Below are 18,399 nucleotides of genomic sequence, written 5' to 3' on the forward strand. Positions count from 1 at the left end.
TCATTATATAGATGAGAATAGAATATTTATACTATTGATAATCATTTCTATTTGTTTTTTGGATGTCTCTAGTTGTTACACAGTAAAACACCAGAAGTTAATGCTATAAGGACTGACAAGGTTGAGCTTAGAAAGCTTAGGAAAATCACTGAGTTTGACTTTGCCATTTTTAAATTTGGGTTTGAGGCCGTTGATGCGAACCTTTTTTGATGTAAGAGAATCTGCAGTGATTTCAAAACGGCGCTTTTTAGAGCCAAAACCGTTGCAGTGTAAAATTTTGGGGTTGGCTGACATATTGATGATAAGAAGGGTGCATTTGCCTACTTTTTTGGCACTATGGCAGTAAATTTGTACAAAAGGGTCGTTGCTTTGAACATCAAAAACTTGCTCTCCCATGAGTTTGCCCCATAGCCAGCTGACCCAATAATCTGGGTTTGGTTTTAACGTTTGGCGGTTAATAAGAGCATAGTCGCCACCAATAAGGCTCTGGCGTATCATTACTTTTTGGCCGATTTTCGCGCCCCTTCCTAATTGATCTGCCCACCAAAAGCAGGATACAAAACGGTCTGATAACTTGGCTTGTCCACCGCACTGAGCGGAGCCAGTCTCTCCTGTCCAAAGTTGAGCTCCAGGCTGAAACTGATCACGGAGCTTTTCTAATTGCCTTGAATATCTTTCGTAATCCATAAGAGAGCTTGGCGAGAGAATATTTTTGATGCTAGCTGCTCGCGTTTTAACAGGAGATCGGCTGCTTTGGAATGGGTAATAATGCCAATCAACAATGTCGAGAGGTTCTTCTAGGTAGCCTAGGAATGGTGCGGAAATATTACTCAAGGGTTTGATAGCTTCGCCGATTCTTGGCCAAAAAGCGCTGCCTGGTCCTGCAACTTTGCTATCCGGACTATAGCGGCGTACACAACGGATAAATGTATCGTAGTCTTTGGCAAGATTTCGCGCACTGGGTTGAGACGTTAATCCATGAAACGCCCAATAGGCATTGAGTTCATTGCCCAGTTCACAAATGTCGATGTTTTGTCCGTTCTCTTGGCTATATTCTAACAGGGCTTTGACTTCGCCTGCTTGCCAGTTACCTTGTTGGCGCCGCTCGAATAGACCATATTTCATGGTAAACATGAGGGCTAATGTATTTCGCTGGCAGAAATTATGAAGCTGGTGCCACATATCTCGAGTAAGAAGCAGGGGGTTTGGAGAGACTTTATCATCTACATTTTTATTGGTGAAATAAGTGACGTTATCTGCTTCTGATCCACCGACACGTACGTAGGCACTACCAAGACCTTTGACTAATAAATTCAGTTTTTCTTGGTTTAAATCCAAAGGGGGAACTCGTTGTGTGCCAAGTCCTCTTTGAGTGCCTTCACTGCCTTCCCACCAGAAACCACCAGCCAATACGGAAATATCAATCGAGAAAGATAAGTATCTTGGGTCTATAGTGGTAATGGGCGTCGTGCTGTTAAGATTAACGAGCAGCGATTTATTTTGATGAATATTGTGCCGTCTTTGCAATCTAGAATAAAACAAGAGTTCATATCCCTCATAAAAGGTTTTACTAGACTGCGATAAAAGTGTGACATTTTTATGATGCTTTACATGTACCGTTTTTTATAAAGGATACTTCGATGAAAATAACGAATGGAATAAAGACGATTTTGCTTGCTGGCTGCGCTTTATTAATGGGTTGTACTAGTGCGCCTAAAAATATTGATCCAGTGACTGAGTTCCAAGTTAAGCGCTATTTGGGAACTTGGTATGAAATTGTCCGCCAAGATCATGCTTTTGAAGAAGGTTTATCAGAAGTTACGGCGACCTATTCTATGCGGGACGATGGTGGTGTATCTGTATTGAATCGTGGCTATTCAGCGGAAGAAAAAAAATGGCGTGAAGCGGAAGGTCGTGCTTATTTTGTCAATTCATCTAATGTTGGTCATTTAAAAGTCTCTTTCTTTGGGCCATTTTATGGTGCCTATGTGATTTTCGAATTAGATAAAGATAATTATCAATACGCCATGATTTCTGGCCCAAGCCGTGATTATTTCTGGTTGTTGTCACGTACGCCAACTATGCCGGAAGCTGTTAAGCGTCGATTGCTAGCCAAAGCGGAAGCTTTGGGCTTCCCGATGGATAAGTTAGTCAATGTGGTGCAGGGTGGCTCTATTCCAGCCAGCTAATCCTTTGCTCACATGCTCTCTTTTTAGAAAAGAGAGCATGTGATGGATTCTTTTGCTTGTTGGGTTGAGCAAACTTCAGCGTAAGCTGCAGGGTTTTGAATAAGCGCATAGTGCATATCCGAGTCGCGACATAAAGCTAGGAAATCATCATGGCGTTGATTGAAATTGTTTCTTGTTATTTCGTAGTTAATGGTTGCGTCGTTACCACCAAAATCATTCTCTATTGAGTCTGCTTTCTCTCGCTGAATCAGGTAAGTTAATTCATTATATCTTTGCCTAACTTGATGACAGTATGCGCTATTTGGCGTGGTTTCTGCGCACTCTGTCATTGATGTTTCGAGTTGTTCCTTCTGCATTTGATAGCGGTCTAGGTAATGTGTCGCTTGGCTATTTTTTCTCTGCGTTCTTTCTGATCGAAGAGACAGCGCGTCTAATCTATTTTGAGCTTTACCTAAACGCTCTTCTTTAACCAAACACTCTTTACCAAAGGCTATTAAGTCATTGCCATGAGCTAGGTTTACAAAAGGGAATAGTAATAAAAGCACGCTGTATCTAATGGTCAAAATGTACATGAGATTGCTAATCCTGTTTGTTATTCGTCACATATGTTGTGTATGTTAATCGTCATTACGCCTAAGTATACACTGTGTTTTTCTGGAGAATGTATGGATAAATTGTCAACAGTAAATAGTAAAGGGAAAGGTATTAGGGTTTCTCTTGATAGAGGGCCTTATCAAAATAATGGCGCGTCGCCTTGGTATGCTTGCGTTGGTTTGGGAACCTCACCTCAGCCACTAAAATTTTCGTTTGATACTGGCAGTAACTTTATTTGGGTTACTTCCAGTTTATGCCAACCAAATACTTGTGAACACTACGGTGATAAACAGTTCGTCTATCAGCTATCGTCAAGCTTTACTTGGGTTGATGAGCAGGTAATGACGGTTAGCTTCGGTCCTTGGGGAAGCATGGAAGTTCAAACGGGTCGTGATGTATTTACCTTAACGCCTCATTTAAACCAATCTGCCAATGTGGCAGTGCCTGTATTATCGGATATTTATCTTGCGAGATCTTATGCAGGCCCACAATTTAGTGAATTGGATTGGGACGGTGGAATTGGTGTTCCAAGTATGACGGACGTAACTGAGACAGCGGTCTATTCACCTTATCGATATCAGTCTTTTCCGAATCAAGAAGAAGCCGCCTCTTTTCACTTTTTTCAAAGCTTGATTGAGCAAGGTGTTGTCAGTCCCCAGTGCCCCTATGTAGGATTTCTGACGGATATCGACAGCAAAAAAGGTCAAGTCCAATTTGGCCAGCTTAATGAGGATTATCGCAATAGTAGAGAGTATTTGTTTTTGCCTTGGGATAAATACGCTGCTCCGTATCTGTGGACCAGTAAGATTGGCTCCCTTTCTATTGGGCAGAAACAGTTGATTCCTTCAGAAATTCTTCCTGAAACGACTTATTTTTTTGCTTTAGATTCTGGCTCGTCAGCATTTAAGGGGGATGTTGCTTTGATGAATGCCCTTTATAGCATTGCCTCTCAAACAGAAGAGGATCTTGTGATTGAGATTGGCAGTACCGATTCTGGAGGCGTGGGGAAATTGGTCGTCACTTCAGATATGTACAATGTGCTGATCGAAGAAGGAGAAGATAAAGGTAAGCTTGTTACTCAGTTTCAGCCGCTTGAAGGCGGAGATTATATCGCTCTAGTGGGGGCTGTTATGATGGATTATCTGTATACCCTGTATGAATATTCGATCGAATATATTGACGGAAAACCAAACCTTTTACCTGTGGGAATGTGGATTTTTAATAAAACCTCGGGCCCAAAGATCATCACAACCCTTCAAAAGCAGCCAGCAGGAATTTTTGCTGCAAACTGATTTTTCTAACCGCTTAGGAAGTAAAAGTATGTCTTTAATTTTAAATGGTACTTGGGAAAATAGTTACGGATCTACTATGACACTAGATGTGAGTAACGATGGCTTTATTTTAGGGGAATATGGTTCACATACTGGATCAACTGGGACCTATATCGTTGTTGGCTATTGTCGACCGATCAATCCAGTTCAAGATGCTTCGCAACCATTAGTGCTGTCTATTTATTGGCGTTCAACTGGTGATGAAGAGCCCGATGATGGTTCGCATTGGGTATCGACCTACTGTGGCCAGCTAGACTTCAACGGTCACATGACCGTGATGAATTCCTTGGTTACGACAACTCAATACCAAGGTTTTGAACCTGGTGATTACATAGATAAGCTGATTTTCACTAAGCGGTCTTCTTCCTCCTCTACATTTGCTGTCGATAAGGTGAAAAGCATTACACAGCAAAAAGTCGAGGTGGCGAATCCTATTAATGGGATTTGGCAGGATGCGGAACAAAAAATCCAGTTAACTGTGTCCTTGCAGAATCAGCGATATGGCTTTGTTGAAGGCTGGCTAAGTTATAGCAATGAGCGAGTTAAAATTTATGGCTTTACTGACACTTTGCCTATGCAGCATAACAATACATTACAAAGTGTCAGTTTAAGTGGATATATGATGGTTCATGGTCAACCTATTTCACTTGTTGGCCGTATTAGTCAAGATACTCGTGCTCTAGTGCTATCTAGGTGGCTTGCTAATTCTACCACCACAGATGATTCTTTTTTTCAGGCGAGCTCGATGAATTGGCGACTATCCAAACAGCCCTAGTTGGGTGTGGCATATTGTGAGGGAAAACAAATGAACATCAGTAACGCTTTTAATCAACAAGAACATGACCAAACCATCATTGATTGTTTTCTCGAAATGTGGCGTTACTCTGCTGACTTAATGTTTATTATGGCGGTGGAAAAAGACGGTGAGTTTTCCTTATATGATAATAATCCAGCATCTAAGACTGTTATGGGGCTTGAAAAGGGCGCTGAAATTCACCGTCTTAATTTGAGGGTGCAGTTTGGCGATGAGATGGCAGAGCAGGTTTTCGAGACTTATGAAAACGTTATAAAAGGTCGTAAGCCAATCTCTATTGAACAGTCTGGTGTTCGGGGTGATGGCAGTCGTATCTATTTTGATACATTGTTTGTGCCTATATTTAACTCCGCTGGAGAGCCGATTTTTGTTTGTGGCGTCAGTCGTGATATCACTAAAATTAAAGACGCTGAAAATATGGCCTTGCAAGCTAATGAAAAGCTTCTTGAATACAGCGCCGCATTAGAATCTATCAATCAAGATCTAGATCGTAAGGTCCAAGAACGAACGAAAGAACTAGAAGATGCGAAACGAACAGTAGAAGATGCTCTGGACGCTAAATCTTCTTTTGTGGCTCGTATGAGTCATGAAATACGTACCCCAATTAATGCTGTCATTGGATTAAGCCACCTAAGTTTAAAAACGTCATTAAGTCATGAGCAAAAAGACTATATCAATACTATTTTAACGTCTGCGGAAAGCCTACTTAGCCTCGTTAATGATGTATTGGATTTTTCGAAGATTGAAGCAGGAAAAATGGGCATAGAAGAGGTGTCTTTTTCCCCAAAAGTGGTTGTTCAGCACGCCATTAATATGAATGCTATCAAAGCAGAAGAAAAAAAATTGACGGTGACGGTCGATATTTCTCCTTCTTTACCACATATACTTTTAGGAGACCCTCTGCGTATACAGCAAATATTGGTTAATCTGGTAACCAATGCCGTCAAATTTACCGAGCGCGGTGGGATTTGTGTTCGTCTGTATACAGAAGAAAAGGCAGGCTGCGATGTCGTGCTTAGGTGTGATGTTATTGATACTGGAATAGGTATATCAAAGGCGCATTTAGGCCAGCTATTTCAATCTTTTCAGCAAGCCGATGACAGTGTTACTCGCCAGTTCGGAGGAACGGGATTAGGTCTAACGATATCTCGTCAGTTATGTGAACTGATGGGCGGAGATATTTGGGTGAATAGTGAGCTAGGGCAGGGTTCTACTTTTAGTTTTGCTCTTCCTCTTAATGTTGCATTGGAACCTAGTATTTCAAATGAAAACTTACAATATAGTACAGAGCAAATAGAAAAAAATGAAAAGATTGAACGTACTCCTGATTTATCAAAATATTACGTGCTGTTGGCAGAAGATAATCTGATTAATCAAAAGGTTGTTTTAGGGTATTTAGCGGATACTTTGATCAATGTTGATGTTGTTGAAAACGGTAAAGAAGCGATAAGTCGATTAGAAAGTAAAAAGTACGACTTGGTTTTGATGGATATTCAAATGCCAATAATGGATGGATTAACGGCTTCACGAAATATCAGGCAGTCTTCTGTTTATGGCGATGTCCCAATTATTGCCATGACGGCACATGTCTCTGAAGAGGCAAAAAAGCAGTCTGCAAAAGCTGGAATGAATGCGCATTTAGATAAGCCAATAAACAAAACCGGTTTATACAAAATTTTACAAAAACACCTAGGCCCAAATAATCATCATAATCCCTTAGAAATGAATGGTTTCTTAGCTCAAGAGCAAGGCTCATTACTTTCTGAGGTGTTGTTTAAACTGACTTCAATAGATATGTTAGACACGAGTAAAGCGATCTCGAACTTGGATGCTAAAAAGAGCCTTTATCTCGATTTGGTATTGTCTTTTTATAATCGCTATAGGGACTTTTCTTTTTACGAATTGGAGGCGGACAATCTAGTCGGAGCCATTCATTCATTAAAGTCTAATTCTGCTTATATAGGTGCTTTTGAGCTATCAAGTTATTGTTCAAAATTAGAAGAGAATATTAATTGTAGTTCTCCTAGTATTGAAAATATTAGTTCACTAGTAGAAGAAGTGAAGACTCTCGTTAGAAAATTAGAAGTAATTTTAACCTCTTATTCCTCATTAATTAATGCAAGTGAAGTGGAAATTAATTTTGAAGAAGGAGTTCTCGTTGATAAATTAAAAACGATTGTCCCTTTGTTAGAAAAATCAGATTTTTTTGTAGAAAATCATTTCAGCTTGCTACGTAAAATGGTTAGAGGAACCAAGTATGCTCTAGATATTGAAAACTTAATTTATGATGTGAAAAACATTGAGTTTGAGATTGCTTTTGCTAAAGCATCTCGGCTTATTTTAGAGCTTCAAGGCGATTAGACTATGACAGAAGTACAACGTGTTTTAGTCATTGATGACGAAAAAATAAACCTGAAAATAATCAGCGATATGCTGAGTGATGATGTCATCGTCATGCTTGCGAAAAGCGGTGAGCAGGGTGTTAGAAAAGCCATAGAGTACCAGCCAGATCTGATTTTACTTGATGTCATGATGCCTGAAATGGATGGCTTTGAAACCATGAGTCGTCTTCGCCATGATGTTCGAACCAGTGCTATCCCCGTTATCTTCATTACGGCTTTAAATGACTCAAGCAATGAAGAAAAAGCCTTGTTAATGGGGGCCAATGACTACATTCAGAAACCACTACATACCAATATTGTACTGGCTCGAGTGCGTCTTCATTTACAGCTTGTGAAACAGCGTAAGATGCTAGAAAAACTCGCGAATATTGATCCATTAACATCACTGGCTAATCGTCGTAAATACCAGGAAGTCATTCAACAAGAATGGCAAAACGCTATTGAGAATCAATCATGTATATCTTTATTAGTCATCGATATCGATAATTTCAAACAATATAATGATTGTTACGGACATGCCACAGGCGACAAGGTACTTCAGCAAGTCGCTTCAGTGCTGGCTAACCAAGTTTTAGATCAAGGACTGGTGGCAAGATATGGCGGTGAAGAATTTGTTATCTTGCTACCTGGCCATTCAAAAGAAGAGTCTTTTGAGATTGCTAAGCGTTGTATGCAGGGCGTCGAGGCTTTAAATTTAGCTTACAGCCATGAAGACTTTAACGGTAGAGTAACGGTTAGTGTGGGTGGCACTACTCAATTACCCAGTGAAAACTGCCATAGTGAAGACTTTTTTAATGCGGCTGATGATATGCTTGGATTGGCTAAAAAAAGCGGTAAAAATAAAATATTATGGAGTTTACCGAGTAACCTAAATGAAGTTGTTGAGTGATGTTGTTTAATTCACTCTTATAGAAGGTTTGTAATGAACAAGGTTAATAACTCATATGGGTTAGAAATGCACCCGTTGAGAGATGTTTTGTATGCGGAGTTGCATTCGCGCCCATTTCAGGTTTTGCCCAGCCCAGCCCGCATAAGTTACCTCGCGGTTATCGTTAGGCCAGACCAAAAGCAAGCAGAGTTCGAACATTTTTGTTCACTGTATAATCATTTTAATGGTGCACCACCAGAAAAAGACAGTGTGTGTTTTGAGGTGGATTTTGGTCCTTTCACGGTTCGCCGTGATAAGCACCTTGAGTTTATTTCTTACATGATTATTTGTACCAATGTTGATTCAGGGTTCGGCATTTTTGACCAAAATGCCTTGGCTAATTTGCCCATTGAATGGTTATCAAGTATGCCAGGCACGACTATTGCTGCCTTTCACGTGGCTGTTGAAGATGCTAGAACCATTCCTGAACCAGATTTGGCGCTCGTTAAAAGTCATTTTGAAGGCATGCGTCTGGTTGGTAGTCGTCCTCATAATGGCGATGCTCAGGTGTGGACTAGCTTTCAACTACACAGCGATGGTTGTGGGCGGTTTTTGATTTATAACAAACGCATGAGTGATAGTCAGTTAGGTCGCATGGTTCAGCGCGTAGTCGAAATAGAAACCTATCGTTTAATGGCGTTATTGGCATTGCCCATGGCACGTAAGTACAACGCAGAACTGGTTGAGATGGACGAAGAATTGGCACAAACCACCGCTAGTTTGTCCGATGCCACAGAAGCACTTGATGAACAAGCCCTGTTGAGTGAGCTCATCGATATGGCTGCTTGGGTTGAAGCGACTCGCTCTAAAACGTCTTTTCGATTCAGTGCCACAAGGGCATATCACGAATTGGTTCTAAAGCGTTTGAATGAGTTAAAAGAAGACGAAGTATCTGGTCATTTAACCATTACCGAATTTATGACTCGTCGTTTAACACCTGCCGTGAGGACTTGTAATACGGCTGGTAATCACTTGGAAAGTCTTTCGACTCGTATCGACCGAGTGTCAGATATGATGCGCACCCAAGTAGAAATGTCGATTCAATCGCAGAATCAACAACTGCTTACCTCTATGGATCGTCGCTCAAAGATTCAGCTTGCTATGCAACATACGGTTGAAGGTCTGTCAGTCGCTGCAATAAGTTACTACAGTGTGGGTCTGCTGAAGTTCTTGATCGAGGCGGTATACGACAAAGGTGTGAATTTTGATAAAAGCCTAGTGATAGGTTTGTCAGTACCTCTTGTGGTTGGCAGTGTGTGGTTTGCGACACGAAAAATCCATAAGCGGTTTTTGTTGTTAGCTAAAGCAAAAGAAGAAAAATAGCAGGCTTTTTGATAAACCAAACCCTAGAAAAAGGCTTTCTACTTTAGCGTAGGAAGCCTTTCTGCGTTCTAATGGATAAATATTGATTATATTGTGTTATGAATTTCTGCCACGAAATCATAGGAATCCCCAGGGAACCATGAGCGCGTAAACTCAATGGGTGTGCCATTTTGTGTGACGGCGGTACGTTCAATGTAAAGCACAGCGCTAAGTTCTGGGATATCGAGCAACTGGGCTCGCTGTTCGTCAATGCTAATGGCACGAAGGCGCTGGAATGCGCGAACTGGGCGGCAGCCTTGTTGCTCTAATAAATCGTACAGAGAGCCTTCCATCGCAAAAGGGTTAAGAATGTAATTGCTTGGGATCGTTGCTAGCTCAAGTGCCATGGGCTTGCCGTCGGCGTAACGCAAACGATAAAAACGCACTACCTCTTGTTCTGCAGATAATTTTAGAGCTTTGCATTCATCTTCATGGGGCATTCCTAAAGAACGATCCAGCCATTTTGATGTAATGGCTTTGCCGCGAGCTTTCATGACTTCGGTAAAACTACGCAAGTGGTTGAGTGGTTGTTCAACCCGCTCGCTGACAAAGGTTCCTGCGCCTTGGCGTTGCGTCAATACGTCTTCCTTTACCAGCTCGTCGATAGCGCGGCGCACTGTGACGCGTGAAACGTCAAGATACTTAGCCAGATCACGCTCAGGCGGAAGGGTATCACCGCCAAGCACTCGACCTGCAGAAATAGACGCTAAAATAGCTTTTTTTACCTGCATATAGAGAGGAATGCCTTTTTCTCTCAATGCATCGGCAGCACCAAATAACTCATTAACGCGATTTTGGTTCATAGTCAGTGTCCTGAACGGGAAGGGGTTCCCGTACTTGTTATTGCTAAGGGCTAAGTATTCCAGCGTTAAAAGGGGATAGCCGCAGACGTATGGGCGTTGACCCTCGTTAAGGCGTTACCTTGGTGATCAAATAAATACAGTCGATTAGGTTGAATGCCAAAGGTGATTTTGTCGCCTGCTTGGTGTTGATTATCGCCATCTACTTTAAGCACCATTTCGCCTTCCTGACCGATATCGACATACAAATAGGACAGTTCGCCAAGGTGTTCTATCAAAGTAACTGTGCCTTCAACGGTATTGTGTTCGCATTCGAGCGCAATATGTTCTGGTCGTAATCCAAGTTGCACTATGTCGCCTTTGTTTAGCGATGACGTATCAATGCCAGCCTGAATGGCGCGGCCGGATTCTAGCACAAGTTGCGTGTTCTCTGGGTCAGGTTGACTGATTTTTGCGGTTAAAAAGTTCATCTTTGGCGAACCAATAAAAGCGGCAACAAATTGTGTTTTTGGGTGGTGATATAAGTCCAAAGGTGCTCCGACTTGTTCTACACGACCCTTGTTCATGACGACGATTTTATCACCTAATGTCATGGCTTCTACTTGGTCATGAGTCACATACACTACGGTGGCTTTTAGTTCCTGATGAAGTTTGCCAAGTTCGACACGTGTTTGAACCCGTAAGGAAGCGTCTAAGTTAGATAAAGGTTCATCAAATAAGAAGACTTTCGGGTCTCGTACAATGGCGCGGCCTATGGCGACACGCTGGCGCTGGCCACCTGACAGCTCTCGAGGTAATCGTTCCAGTAGATGATCAATCTTTAGCTTTTTTGCGGCTTCCATTACCTTGTTGTTTACAAAGTGTTTGTCTTTCCCTGAGATTTTTAAGCCAAACGCCATGTTTTTGAACACATTCATATGTGGATACAAGGCATAAGATTGGAACACCATTGCAATACCACGTTTGGCTGGCGAGCGCCCATTAACGCGTTCTTCATCGATATATAAGTCGCCTTCGGTGATGTCTTCTAATCCAGACAGTAAACGTAATAAGGTAGATTTTCCGCAACCAGACTCGCCGATCAAAACGACAAATTCACCGTCTTTGATATCGAGGTCAATGCCATGCAGTACATCCACATCCCCAAAGCGTTTTTTAATATTGTTCAGTTTTACACTAGCCATGAAATAAACCTCCAACGGTCAAAGATATAAACTATTATTTGACCGCTCCGCTGGTTAAGCCGCGGATCAATTGTCTTGAAAAAATGGTGTATAGAATCAGTACAGGAACGATCGCCAAGGTTAAGGCGGATAATACGGAGTTCCAGTCCGTGACGTATTGCCCCACAAATTGCTGTACGCCAAGTGTAATAGTGCGAGTTTCTTCACCTGGAGCGAGTATCAGCGGGAACCATAAATCGTTCCAAATCGGAATCATGGTAAATACAGCCACGGTTGCCATCGCGGGCTTTAGTAGCGGCAAAATGACACAAAAGAAAATCTTATATTCGCTAACGGAATCGCAACGGGCAGCTTCGGTAAGTTCCTTCGGAATAGTGCGTACAAACTCTGACAAAATGTACACAGCAAGCGGCAAGCCTTGGGCTATGTAAACCAACACCAGAGCAGTAAGCGTATTCACAAGGTCCAAGCTAACCATCAGGCTTAAGATACTTACCGTGCCCAAACGAATGGGAATCATGATGCCCATGGCAAACAAAAAGGTAATCAGCAAGTTGCCTTTGAATTTGTATTCCGTCAGTGCCCAAGCCGCCATAGCACCCAGTAAAAGTACTAAGCCAACCGCCAAAATTGTGACGACTAAGCTGTTCCACGAATACAAACCGAAGTCAGATCTCAGAAGTACTTGCTGGAAGCCCACCAAGGTAAAGGAGTCACTGTCTGGCAAGCCGAGTGGGTCGCGGAAAATAGTACGACGCTCTTTGAAGGCATTGATCACAACAACAATAATTGGGAAAAGGGCAATTACGGTGTAGGCCAATAACACGGCATGTATCGTGACGCTTTTTGGGACTTGTCTTATTCCAGAGGAGGGCATAAGCCGATCTAATAGTTTCATCATAGCCTCCTTAAAATTGGAATCGCTGAATGCGACGTTGAATAAAGAATAGGAAAAACATAACGCCCACCAAAATGATTAAGAACATCAGAGTAGCCACCGCGGCACCCATGGAAGCGCTGCCTTGTTGTAGCTGGAAGCCAAAGAAGGTTCGGTAGAAGAAGGTCCCCATTAAATCGGTTGAGAAGTTAGGGCCAGCAAGAGCGCCTTTCACGGCGTATATCAATTCAAAAGCATTAAAGTTCGCCACAAACGTCAAAATCGACACCATAGCGATGGTCGGTAAAATCAATGGCAATTTAATGTGCCAAAAAGTCTGGAATGAATTAGCACCATCTACCACGCTGGCATCGACAATATCGTCAGGAATATTCAACAAGGTGGCGTAGATCAACATCATCGGAATACCGACAAACTGCCAGACGGAGATAAAGGCCAAAGTAATTAGCGCACTGCCTTCTTTGCCAAGCCAGGCATCGAAGTATTGGCCAAGGCCAATGTTATAAAGAAAGTCTTCTGAAATTCCCCAGATAGGGCTTAATAACAACTGCCAAACAAACCCAATGATAACCACAGATAACATAGTTGGCATAAAAATGAGCGTTCGATAAGTGCCAGAGAGACGTAATTTTGGAGCGCTTAATAGCACTGCCAGAAGCAGACCGATCGGGTTTTGTACAAGCATATGAATCGCAAAAAATTTAAAGTTATTGCCGAGTGCATTCCAGAAAGCTTGTGACCAAGTGTCGTCCGTTATCAAGGTGATAAAGTTTTGCAGGCCGACAAAGTTATTTTGTCCTTGTTGCTCGTTGTATAGGCTTAATACGAGTGTATCGAGTAAGGGGTAAACACTGAAAACAACGTAAATCAGTAATCCTGGCCCAAGGAAAAACACCAAGTGCCATGGGAAAGGCTTCTTTTCATCATGTTGGTTGGATGGCGTCATAGTTCATCTCAAATTGTTATTAATCTTAACCCCCTCCCAGCCTCCCCCTTAGCAGGGGGAGGAGCAGGCGAGTTATGATCCTCTCCCCTTATTTTCAATGGGAGAGGATCAGGGTTGGGTTTAACTTATTGCTGAGGTTTGTACCATTGCTCCAAACCGTCCTGTGTTTCTTTGGCGGCTTCTTCTGGTGTCATGGTGCCATTGATAACCTGAGCACTAACGTTCCATAGTTGGTTCTCTAAGTTTGGCGTACCACGAGATAGGATTTGATAAGAGTTACGAATGGTCGATTTGCACTGCTGACGCCAGCTCATAAACTCTTGTGCAACAGGATCTTTGATGTCGATTTGGTGATTAGACAATGGGAAGAAGCCTGGAACCGCATTGGCATAAAGCGTGGCGAATTCTTTGCTAGCCATCCAATTTAAGAAGACTTTAGCGGCTTCTTTATTAGTCGATTTCGCATTAATGCCAATCCCCATATCGGTATGATCACTTATGTAACAAGTGTCTCCTGATTTCGCCACAGGTGGTGGGAAGGCGCCAAATTCAAAATCCGCCTGATTGTTAAATGTCTGAATGTCCCAAGAGCCCGCTGGGTAAATGGCTGCCCGACCTAAAGTAAATAGGTTTTGTGAATCAGAATATTTTTGTGCTTCAAAACCTCTGCCCAGATACGGTTTCCACTCGGCAAGTTCTTTCCAAGTGTCCACATAGGCTTTGTCAGTTAACTTTTCTTCGCCAGTTAATAGTGCCTTACGACCTTTTTCGCCTTCCCAATAGTTCGGGCCAATGTTCTGGAATCCCATTGTGGCGGCTTCCCATTGGTCTGCAGTCCCCATGGCTAGAGGTATGTAACGGCTTTCTGATTTGATGGTATCCAGAGTATTAAAAAATTCATCGCGTGTTTTAGGAATAGATAAATTCAGCTCTTTAAATATTTCTTTATTATAAATAAAGCCGTGAATAACAGACGCAACAGGCATACAGAATTGATCTTTACCATCATCTGTTACCCAAGCACTTTTCGCTACATCGGAGAATTGTTTGAGGCCTTTTAGATCATTTAAGTTGGCTAGGTAACCATCTTTATAAAGGTCGAGAGCGGTATCGAATGGACGGCAAGTGATTAAATCACCAGCGGAACCCGCTTTTAACTTTGCCTGCAGTGCCGAGTTGTATTCAGTTGGAGGGGTTGGTGCGAAGTTTACTTTTGTGTCTGGGTGACTTTTGTTGAAGGCTGGAATAATAACATCTGACCAGATGTTAGCATCGTCACTACGCCAACTTTCAATAGATAAACCATCTGCCGCTTGCGCGATACCAGTACTGCTAAGCAGTATCGCCGCTAGGCAAGTGAGCTTTGTAACCGTTTTTGCTTCCGGTTTTTTGTGAAGTAAAGCGGAACGAACATTTAACATGAGTACTCTCCGATTGTGTTTTCCAATTGTGATGTGGTTGCTTTTTTATTAGTCTCTAAAGTCTTATTGGTATCTTTTAGGTATTTATTTTTTTAAAAATTAGCACCAATTATTCGTTCAGGCAAATAAATATGACAGAATTGTGGAAAATAATTTGATCTTGCGTTTTAATTGGTCTTATATTGGTTTGTTTTCATGGCTGAAAAAGAGGGTTCTTATGCAAGTCATCATTCTCCCATCCGCTCATGATGTGGCCTTGTTCGCGGCTGATCGTGTCGTTGATGTGATTAATACCAAAACGAATCCTGTTTTAGGGTTGGCGACTGGGTCTACGCCCATTGCTTTGTACAAAGAGTTGGTGGCACGTTATCAATCCAAGCAAGTATCGTTCCGTCAAACCATCAGCTTTAATTTGGATGAATATATTGGTATTGCCGATTCTCATCAGCAGAGCTATCGCACCTTTATGAATCAACACCTGTTTGAATCGATTGATATTGTCGCAACGAACACATATGTTCCATTGGCCGAGAGCCAAAATGCAGACACCTTAAAGAAAAGTGCGCAAGATTATGAAGTGAGTATTCAGCAAGCGGGTGGTATTGATTTGCAGATTTTAGGCATTGGTTTAAATGGTCATATTGGTTTTAATGAACCTACTTCCAGTTTTGCTTCACGAACACGTATTAAAACCTTGTCAGAGTCTACCGTTGTTGCGAATAAACGTTTTTTTGAAGAAGACGAGTATCAGCCGCATTTAGCGCTAACCATGGGAATTGGTACTATTTTAGAAAGCAAGTCAGTGCTGTTAATGGCCACTGGTAAAGCGAAAGCAGAGGCGGTTAAAGCCATGATTGAAGGCCCACTTTCTGCCATGTGTCCAGCATCAGCACTGCAACTGCATGAAGCGGCAACCATAGTATTAGATGAAGAAGCCGCTAGCTTGTTAACGTTAAAAGAATATTACCAATGGTGTGAACAAAAACGTCAACAATTGCACGAGGGAAGTTTGGCATGAGCGGTTTATATATTGGTGTGGACGGTGGCGGTACTTTTTGCCGCGCCCGCTTGGTTGATGGCGATGGTAATGTATTAGGTGAAGCCGTCGGTGGCTCTGGTAATCCAAGAATCGGTATTGAGGCGGCTTGGCAGAATATTATCAACGCCTGTCTTGAAGCGTGCCATCAAGGCAACATTTCTCCCGAAGTTTATGCAAAAATTACCTTAGGTTTAGGCTTAGCGGGTGCCAATCAGCCATTGGAGCAAGAGTTGGTGATTGCTCAAAAATCACCGTTTGGGCAGCGTTACTTATTGACCGATGCGCATGCGGCTTGTTTGGGGGCCTTTAATGGCGAAGATGGCGCGTTATTGATATTGGGCACAGGCAGCTGTGGGGTTGTTTATCAAAATGAACGATTCAATATTGTTGGTGGCTGGGGTTTTCCCTTATCGGACCAAGGTAGTGGGGCGCGTATTGGTCTTGCTGCTTTAGAGTATTCACTAGCAGCCTTGGATGGCATTTCTCCATCGACACCTTTTACCGACAGCATTAATGCTGAGTTCTCTTTATCGGCAGAGGAATATGTCTTGTATCAAAACAGAGCTCCCTTGCCAAAAGAGTACGGTGCGTTTGCAGTTCAGGTATTTCAGTTTGCCCAGCAAAAAGACCCAATTGCCCTGAAAATTATCCAGCAACAAGTGGAGTGGGTGAGTCAATACCTAGACGCTTTGATAGCTAAAGGTGCTCGGAAGGTCGTTTTAGTTGGCGGCGTCTCAGAGGCCATTTTAGAATATTTGCCAGAGCGTTTCTCGCCTTACTTTTGTCAGCCAAAGGGTGACGCTATGGCGGGTGCCATTTTGATGGCTAAAGCTCAAATAGGAAGGAAAGCAATATGATGGAACATAAGTTAACAACCTTGTTTGCCAAGCGTTTGTTCGATGGTGATAACTGGCTCATGAATCAAAAAGTCACCTTCAAAGATCACCTAATAGATTCTATTGGTGACTTTACTGCAGAGGAATGCCCTGAAAATACAGACGTGGTTGATATTCTGGCGCCAGGGTTTATTGATGTGCATGTCAATGGTGGCGGTGGCGCCTTGTTTAACCATACGCCGACTCTTGAGGCATTAGAGCGTATGGTGGCTGTGCATGCTCAATTCGGCACGGTTGCGATGATGCCGACATTAATATCGGATGATTACGAAATTATGTCGCAAGCTCACCAAACGGTTTGCCAAGCACTCAAACAGAGCATGGCAGGGATTTTAGGCATGCATTATGAAGGTCCTTATCTTAATCCCATTCGTAAAGGCGTTCATAACGAATCTAAGTTGCGTAAACCCACAGAAGGCAAATTAGCGACACTGCTAGAAGTGAGCCGCAGCGGAAAACTTATGCTGACATTAGCGCCAGAGCAGGTTCCAGAAGGCTTTATTGAATGGCTTGTTGCTGAAGGTGTTATTGTTTGTATTGGCCATTCTGCTGCGAATTATGATCAAGCAAGGCAAGCCGTGATAGATGGTGCTCGTGGTTTCACCCATTTGTTTAATGCTATGACGCCTTTAATTAGCCGTGAGCCGGGTGTAGTTGGTGCAGCATTGCAAACGGATAAGCCTACCTGGTGCGGATTAATCGCCGATGGCCATCATGTTCATCCTGCGAGTATGAGAGTCGCGATTGCCGCGAAAGGTTGCGATCACATGCTTTTGGTGACTGACGCGATTCAGAGTGTAGGATCTGATGAGCAAGAAATGCCATTTTTAGGAAAAAAAGTCCTGCGTAGCGAAGGTAAAGTGACCACCGAAGACGGCACACTTGCAGGTTCTGATTTAGACATGGCAACGGCCGTACGTAATACTATTCACTTAATCGGGCGAACGCCTACGGAGGCGTTGCAAATGGCGTCTTTAAGGCCTGCTGAATTTTTAGGAATAGAACAATCTTTTGGCCGTATTAAAGCGGGATACCGAGCGAGTATTGTCGGTTTAAGCGAAGATTATTTTGTCACATCAACATGGATTGATGGGCAGAAGGTGTGGGGGTAATTTAAAATAAGTTGTAAAAAGCTATCTATCCAAAGTTAATCTCTATAGTATGGCGGCACAAGCTAGAAAGAAGTCTAAAATTATTAACTCTGCAATACGTTGTTTTATTCATAAAATCCTCGTCCTGAAAGTTTCTAAGTACAAGTCTATTTTTTTTGCAAAACCGGCCCCTAAAGGGCTATTTAAAACTCAGGTGATTATTTATGTCTAATACAGTGAAAGGAACCGTTAAGTGGTTCAACGAAATTAAAGGTTTTGGTTTTATTGAGCAAGAGTCTGGCCCAGATGTGTTCGCACATTTCAGCGCTATCGCTAGCTCAGGATTCAAAACATTGGCTGAAGGCCAACAAGTAGAGTTCGTTGTGACTGCTGGCCAAAAAGGTCCTCAAGCAGAAAATATTACAGTACTTTAATTAGCTACTAAGAATATTTAAGAAAGGGTAAGTTCTTCGGAACTTACCCTTTTTTTTTGCGTTTTAAAAA

General features: G+C 42.4%; 17 protein-coding genes. 10 read left to right on the forward strand and 7 right to left on the reverse strand.

The window, feature by feature from the left end:
- Positions 1 to 75 precede the first annotated feature (75 nt).
- Positions 76 to 1,542 (reverse strand): glycosyl hydrolase family 79 N-terminal domain-containing protein, encoded by a 1,467-nt coding sequence (locus tag AC2A4J_RS07890; RefSeq protein WP_484175579.1) that lies wholly within the window; start codon positions 1,540 to 1,542, stop codon positions 76 to 78.
- 98 nt (positions 1,543 to 1,640) lie between these two features.
- On the opposite strand from AC2A4J_RS07890, the gene AC2A4J_RS07895 reads away from it, so the two are divergent.
- A complete protein-coding gene (locus AC2A4J_RS07895; protein WP_484175580.1) occupies positions 1,641 to 2,189 on the forward strand; it encodes a lipocalin family protein in 549 nt (182 codons plus the stop codon).
- 23 nt (positions 2,190 to 2,212) lie between these two features.
- Here AC2A4J_RS07895 and AC2A4J_RS07900 read toward each other — a convergent pair whose 3' ends face one another.
- Positions 2,213 to 2,761, reverse strand: a complete 549-nt coding sequence (locus AC2A4J_RS07900; protein WP_484175581.1) for a hypothetical protein — start codon at positions 2,759 to 2,761, stop codon at positions 2,213 to 2,215.
- 93 nt (positions 2,762 to 2,854) lie between these two features.
- Here AC2A4J_RS07900 and AC2A4J_RS07905 point away from each other — a divergent pair, with 93 nt between their 5' ends.
- The 5 genes from AC2A4J_RS07905 to AC2A4J_RS07925 are packed head-to-tail and all read left to right on the forward strand — an operon-like array spanning position 2,855 to position 9,581.
- Complete coding sequence (locus AC2A4J_RS07905; protein WP_484175582.1) at positions 2,855 to 4,075, forward strand: pepsin-like aspartic protease; 1,221 nt, start codon at positions 2,855 to 2,857, stop codon at positions 4,073 to 4,075.
- 28 nt (positions 4,076 to 4,103) lie between these two features.
- A complete protein-coding gene (locus tag AC2A4J_RS07910; RefSeq protein WP_484175583.1) occupies positions 4,104 to 4,889 on the forward strand; it encodes an avidin/streptavidin family protein in 786 nt (261 codons plus the stop codon).
- A gap of 30 nt (positions 4,890 to 4,919) precedes the next feature.
- Positions 4,920 to 7,289 carry an ATP-binding protein gene (locus tag AC2A4J_RS07915; protein WP_484175584.1) on the forward strand — a complete coding sequence of 790 codons (2,370 nt, stop codon included), beginning with the start codon at positions 4,920 to 4,922 and terminating at the stop codon, positions 7,287 to 7,289.
- A gap of 3 nt (positions 7,290 to 7,292) precedes the next feature.
- Positions 7,293 to 8,219 (forward strand): GGDEF domain-containing response regulator, encoded by a 927-nt coding sequence (locus AC2A4J_RS07920; RefSeq protein ID WP_484175585.1) that lies wholly within the window; start codon positions 7,293 to 7,295, stop codon positions 8,217 to 8,219.
- A 33-nt stretch (positions 8,220 to 8,252) separates the two neighbouring features.
- Positions 8,253 to 9,581, forward strand: coding sequence for a DUF3422 family protein (locus AC2A4J_RS07925; protein WP_484175586.1), 1,329 nt, complete (start codon positions 8,253 to 8,255; stop codon positions 9,579 to 9,581).
- An 86-nt stretch (positions 9,582 to 9,667) separates the two neighbouring features.
- Here AC2A4J_RS07925 and AC2A4J_RS07930 read toward each other — a convergent pair whose 3' ends face one another.
- From AC2A4J_RS07930 to AC2A4J_RS07950, 5 genes are all read right to left on the reverse strand, one after another.
- Positions 9,668 to 10,423 carry a GntR family transcriptional regulator gene (locus AC2A4J_RS07930; protein ID WP_255825308.1) on the reverse strand — a complete coding sequence of 252 codons (756 nt, stop codon included), beginning with the start codon at positions 10,421 to 10,423 and terminating at the stop codon, positions 9,668 to 9,670.
- 65 nt (positions 10,424 to 10,488) lie between these two features.
- A complete protein-coding gene (locus AC2A4J_RS07935) occupies positions 10,489 to 11,604 on the reverse strand; it encodes an ABC transporter ATP-binding protein (protein ID WP_255825307.1) in 1,116 nt (371 codons plus the stop codon).
- 34 nt (positions 11,605 to 11,638) lie between these two features.
- Complete coding sequence (locus AC2A4J_RS07940) at positions 11,639 to 12,502, reverse strand: carbohydrate ABC transporter permease (protein WP_484175587.1); 864 nt, start codon at positions 12,500 to 12,502, stop codon at positions 11,639 to 11,641.
- Between the two features lie 10 nt (positions 12,503 to 12,512).
- On the reverse strand, positions 12,513 to 13,448 hold the full coding sequence (locus AC2A4J_RS07945; RefSeq protein WP_484175588.1) for a carbohydrate ABC transporter permease: 936 nt from the start codon (positions 13,446 to 13,448) through the stop codon (positions 12,513 to 12,515).
- 125 nt (positions 13,449 to 13,573) lie between these two features.
- Complete coding sequence (locus tag AC2A4J_RS07950; RefSeq protein ID WP_484175589.1) at positions 13,574 to 14,869, reverse strand: ABC transporter substrate-binding protein; 1,296 nt, start codon at positions 14,867 to 14,869, stop codon at positions 13,574 to 13,576.
- Between the two features lie 217 nt (positions 14,870 to 15,086).
- Here AC2A4J_RS07950 and nagB point away from each other — a divergent pair, with 217 nt between their 5' ends.
- The 4 genes from nagB to AC2A4J_RS07970 all read left to right on the forward strand — a co-directional run bounded on the left by nagB (position 15,087) and on the right by AC2A4J_RS07970 (position 18,329).
- Positions 15,087 to 15,887, forward strand: coding sequence for a glucosamine-6-phosphate deaminase (nagB, locus tag AC2A4J_RS07955; RefSeq protein WP_484175590.1), 801 nt, complete (start codon positions 15,087 to 15,089; stop codon positions 15,885 to 15,887).
- Positions 15,884 to 16,765 carry a glucosamine kinase nucleotide-binding domain-containing protein gene (locus tag AC2A4J_RS07960; protein ID WP_255825303.1) on the forward strand — a complete coding sequence of 294 codons (882 nt, stop codon included), beginning with the start codon at positions 15,884 to 15,886 and terminating at the stop codon, positions 16,763 to 16,765. Before nagB ends, AC2A4J_RS07960 begins: the two co-directional genes overlap by 4 nt.
- Positions 16,762 to 17,916 (forward strand): N-acetylglucosamine-6-phosphate deacetylase, encoded by a 1,155-nt coding sequence (gene nagA, locus AC2A4J_RS07965; protein ID WP_484175591.1) that lies wholly within the window; start codon positions 16,762 to 16,764, stop codon positions 17,914 to 17,916. The genes AC2A4J_RS07960 and nagA overlap by 4 nt, the downstream gene beginning before the upstream one ends.
- A 203-nt stretch (positions 17,917 to 18,119) precedes the next feature.
- Entirely contained in the window at positions 18,120 to 18,329 is a 210-nt protein-coding gene (locus AC2A4J_RS07970) for a cold-shock protein (protein ID WP_012069364.1), read from the forward strand.
- The last annotated feature ends 70 nt before the right edge of the window (positions 18,330 to 18,399 follow it).

The organism is Marinomonas sp. ATLA20 (genome assembly GCF_057180105.1).

Bases quoted from the DNA above. Each gene is read 5' to 3' on its own strand.
- AC2A4J_RS07895 (WP_484175580.1), top strand. From the start codon at position 1,641: ATGAAAATAACGAATGGAATAAAGACGATTTTGCTTGCTGGCTGCGCT.
- AC2A4J_RS07900 (WP_484175581.1), bottom strand. From the start codon at position 2,761: ATGTACATTTTGACCATTAGATACAGCGTGCTTTTATTACTATTCCCT.
- AC2A4J_RS07905 (WP_484175582.1), top strand. From the start codon at position 2,855: ATGGATAAATTGTCAACAGTAAATAGTAAAGGGAAAGGTATTAGGGTT.
- AC2A4J_RS07910 (WP_484175583.1), top strand. From the start codon at position 4,104: ATGTCTTTAATTTTAAATGGTACTTGGGAAAATAGTTACGGATCTACT.
- AC2A4J_RS07915 (WP_484175584.1), top strand. From the start codon at position 4,920: ATGAACATCAGTAACGCTTTTAATCAACAAGAACATGACCAAACCATC.
- AC2A4J_RS07920 (WP_484175585.1), top strand. From the start codon at position 7,293: ATGACAGAAGTACAACGTGTTTTAGTCATTGATGACGAAAAAATAAAC.
- AC2A4J_RS07925 (WP_484175586.1), top strand. From the start codon at position 8,253: ATGAACAAGGTTAATAACTCATATGGGTTAGAAATGCACCCGTTGAGA.
- AC2A4J_RS07930 (WP_255825308.1), bottom strand. From the start codon at position 10,423: ATGAACCAAAATCGCGTTAATGAGTTATTTGGTGCTGCCGATGCATTG.
- AC2A4J_RS07935 (WP_255825307.1), bottom strand. From the start codon at position 11,604: ATGGCTAGTGTAAAACTGAACAATATTAAAAAACGCTTTGGGGATGTG.
- AC2A4J_RS07940 (WP_484175587.1), bottom strand. From the start codon at position 12,502: ATGAAACTATTAGATCGGCTTATGCCCTCCTCTGGAATAAGACAAGTC.
- AC2A4J_RS07945 (WP_484175588.1), bottom strand. From the start codon at position 13,448: ATGACGCCATCCAACCAACATGATGAAAAGAAGCCTTTCCCATGGCAC.
- AC2A4J_RS07950 (WP_484175589.1), bottom strand. From the start codon at position 14,869: ATGTTAAATGTTCGTTCCGCTTTACTTCACAAAAAACCGGAAGCAAAA.
- nagB (WP_484175590.1), top strand. From the start codon at position 15,087: ATGCAAGTCATCATTCTCCCATCCGCTCATGATGTGGCCTTGTTCGCG.
- AC2A4J_RS07960 (WP_255825303.1), top strand. From the start codon at position 15,884: ATGAGCGGTTTATATATTGGTGTGGACGGTGGCGGTACTTTTTGCCGC.
- nagA (WP_484175591.1), top strand. From the start codon at position 16,762: ATGATGGAACATAAGTTAACAACCTTGTTTGCCAAGCGTTTGTTCGAT.
- AC2A4J_RS07970 (WP_012069364.1), top strand. From the start codon at position 18,120: ATGTCTAATACAGTGAAAGGAACCGTTAAGTGGTTCAACGAAATTAAA.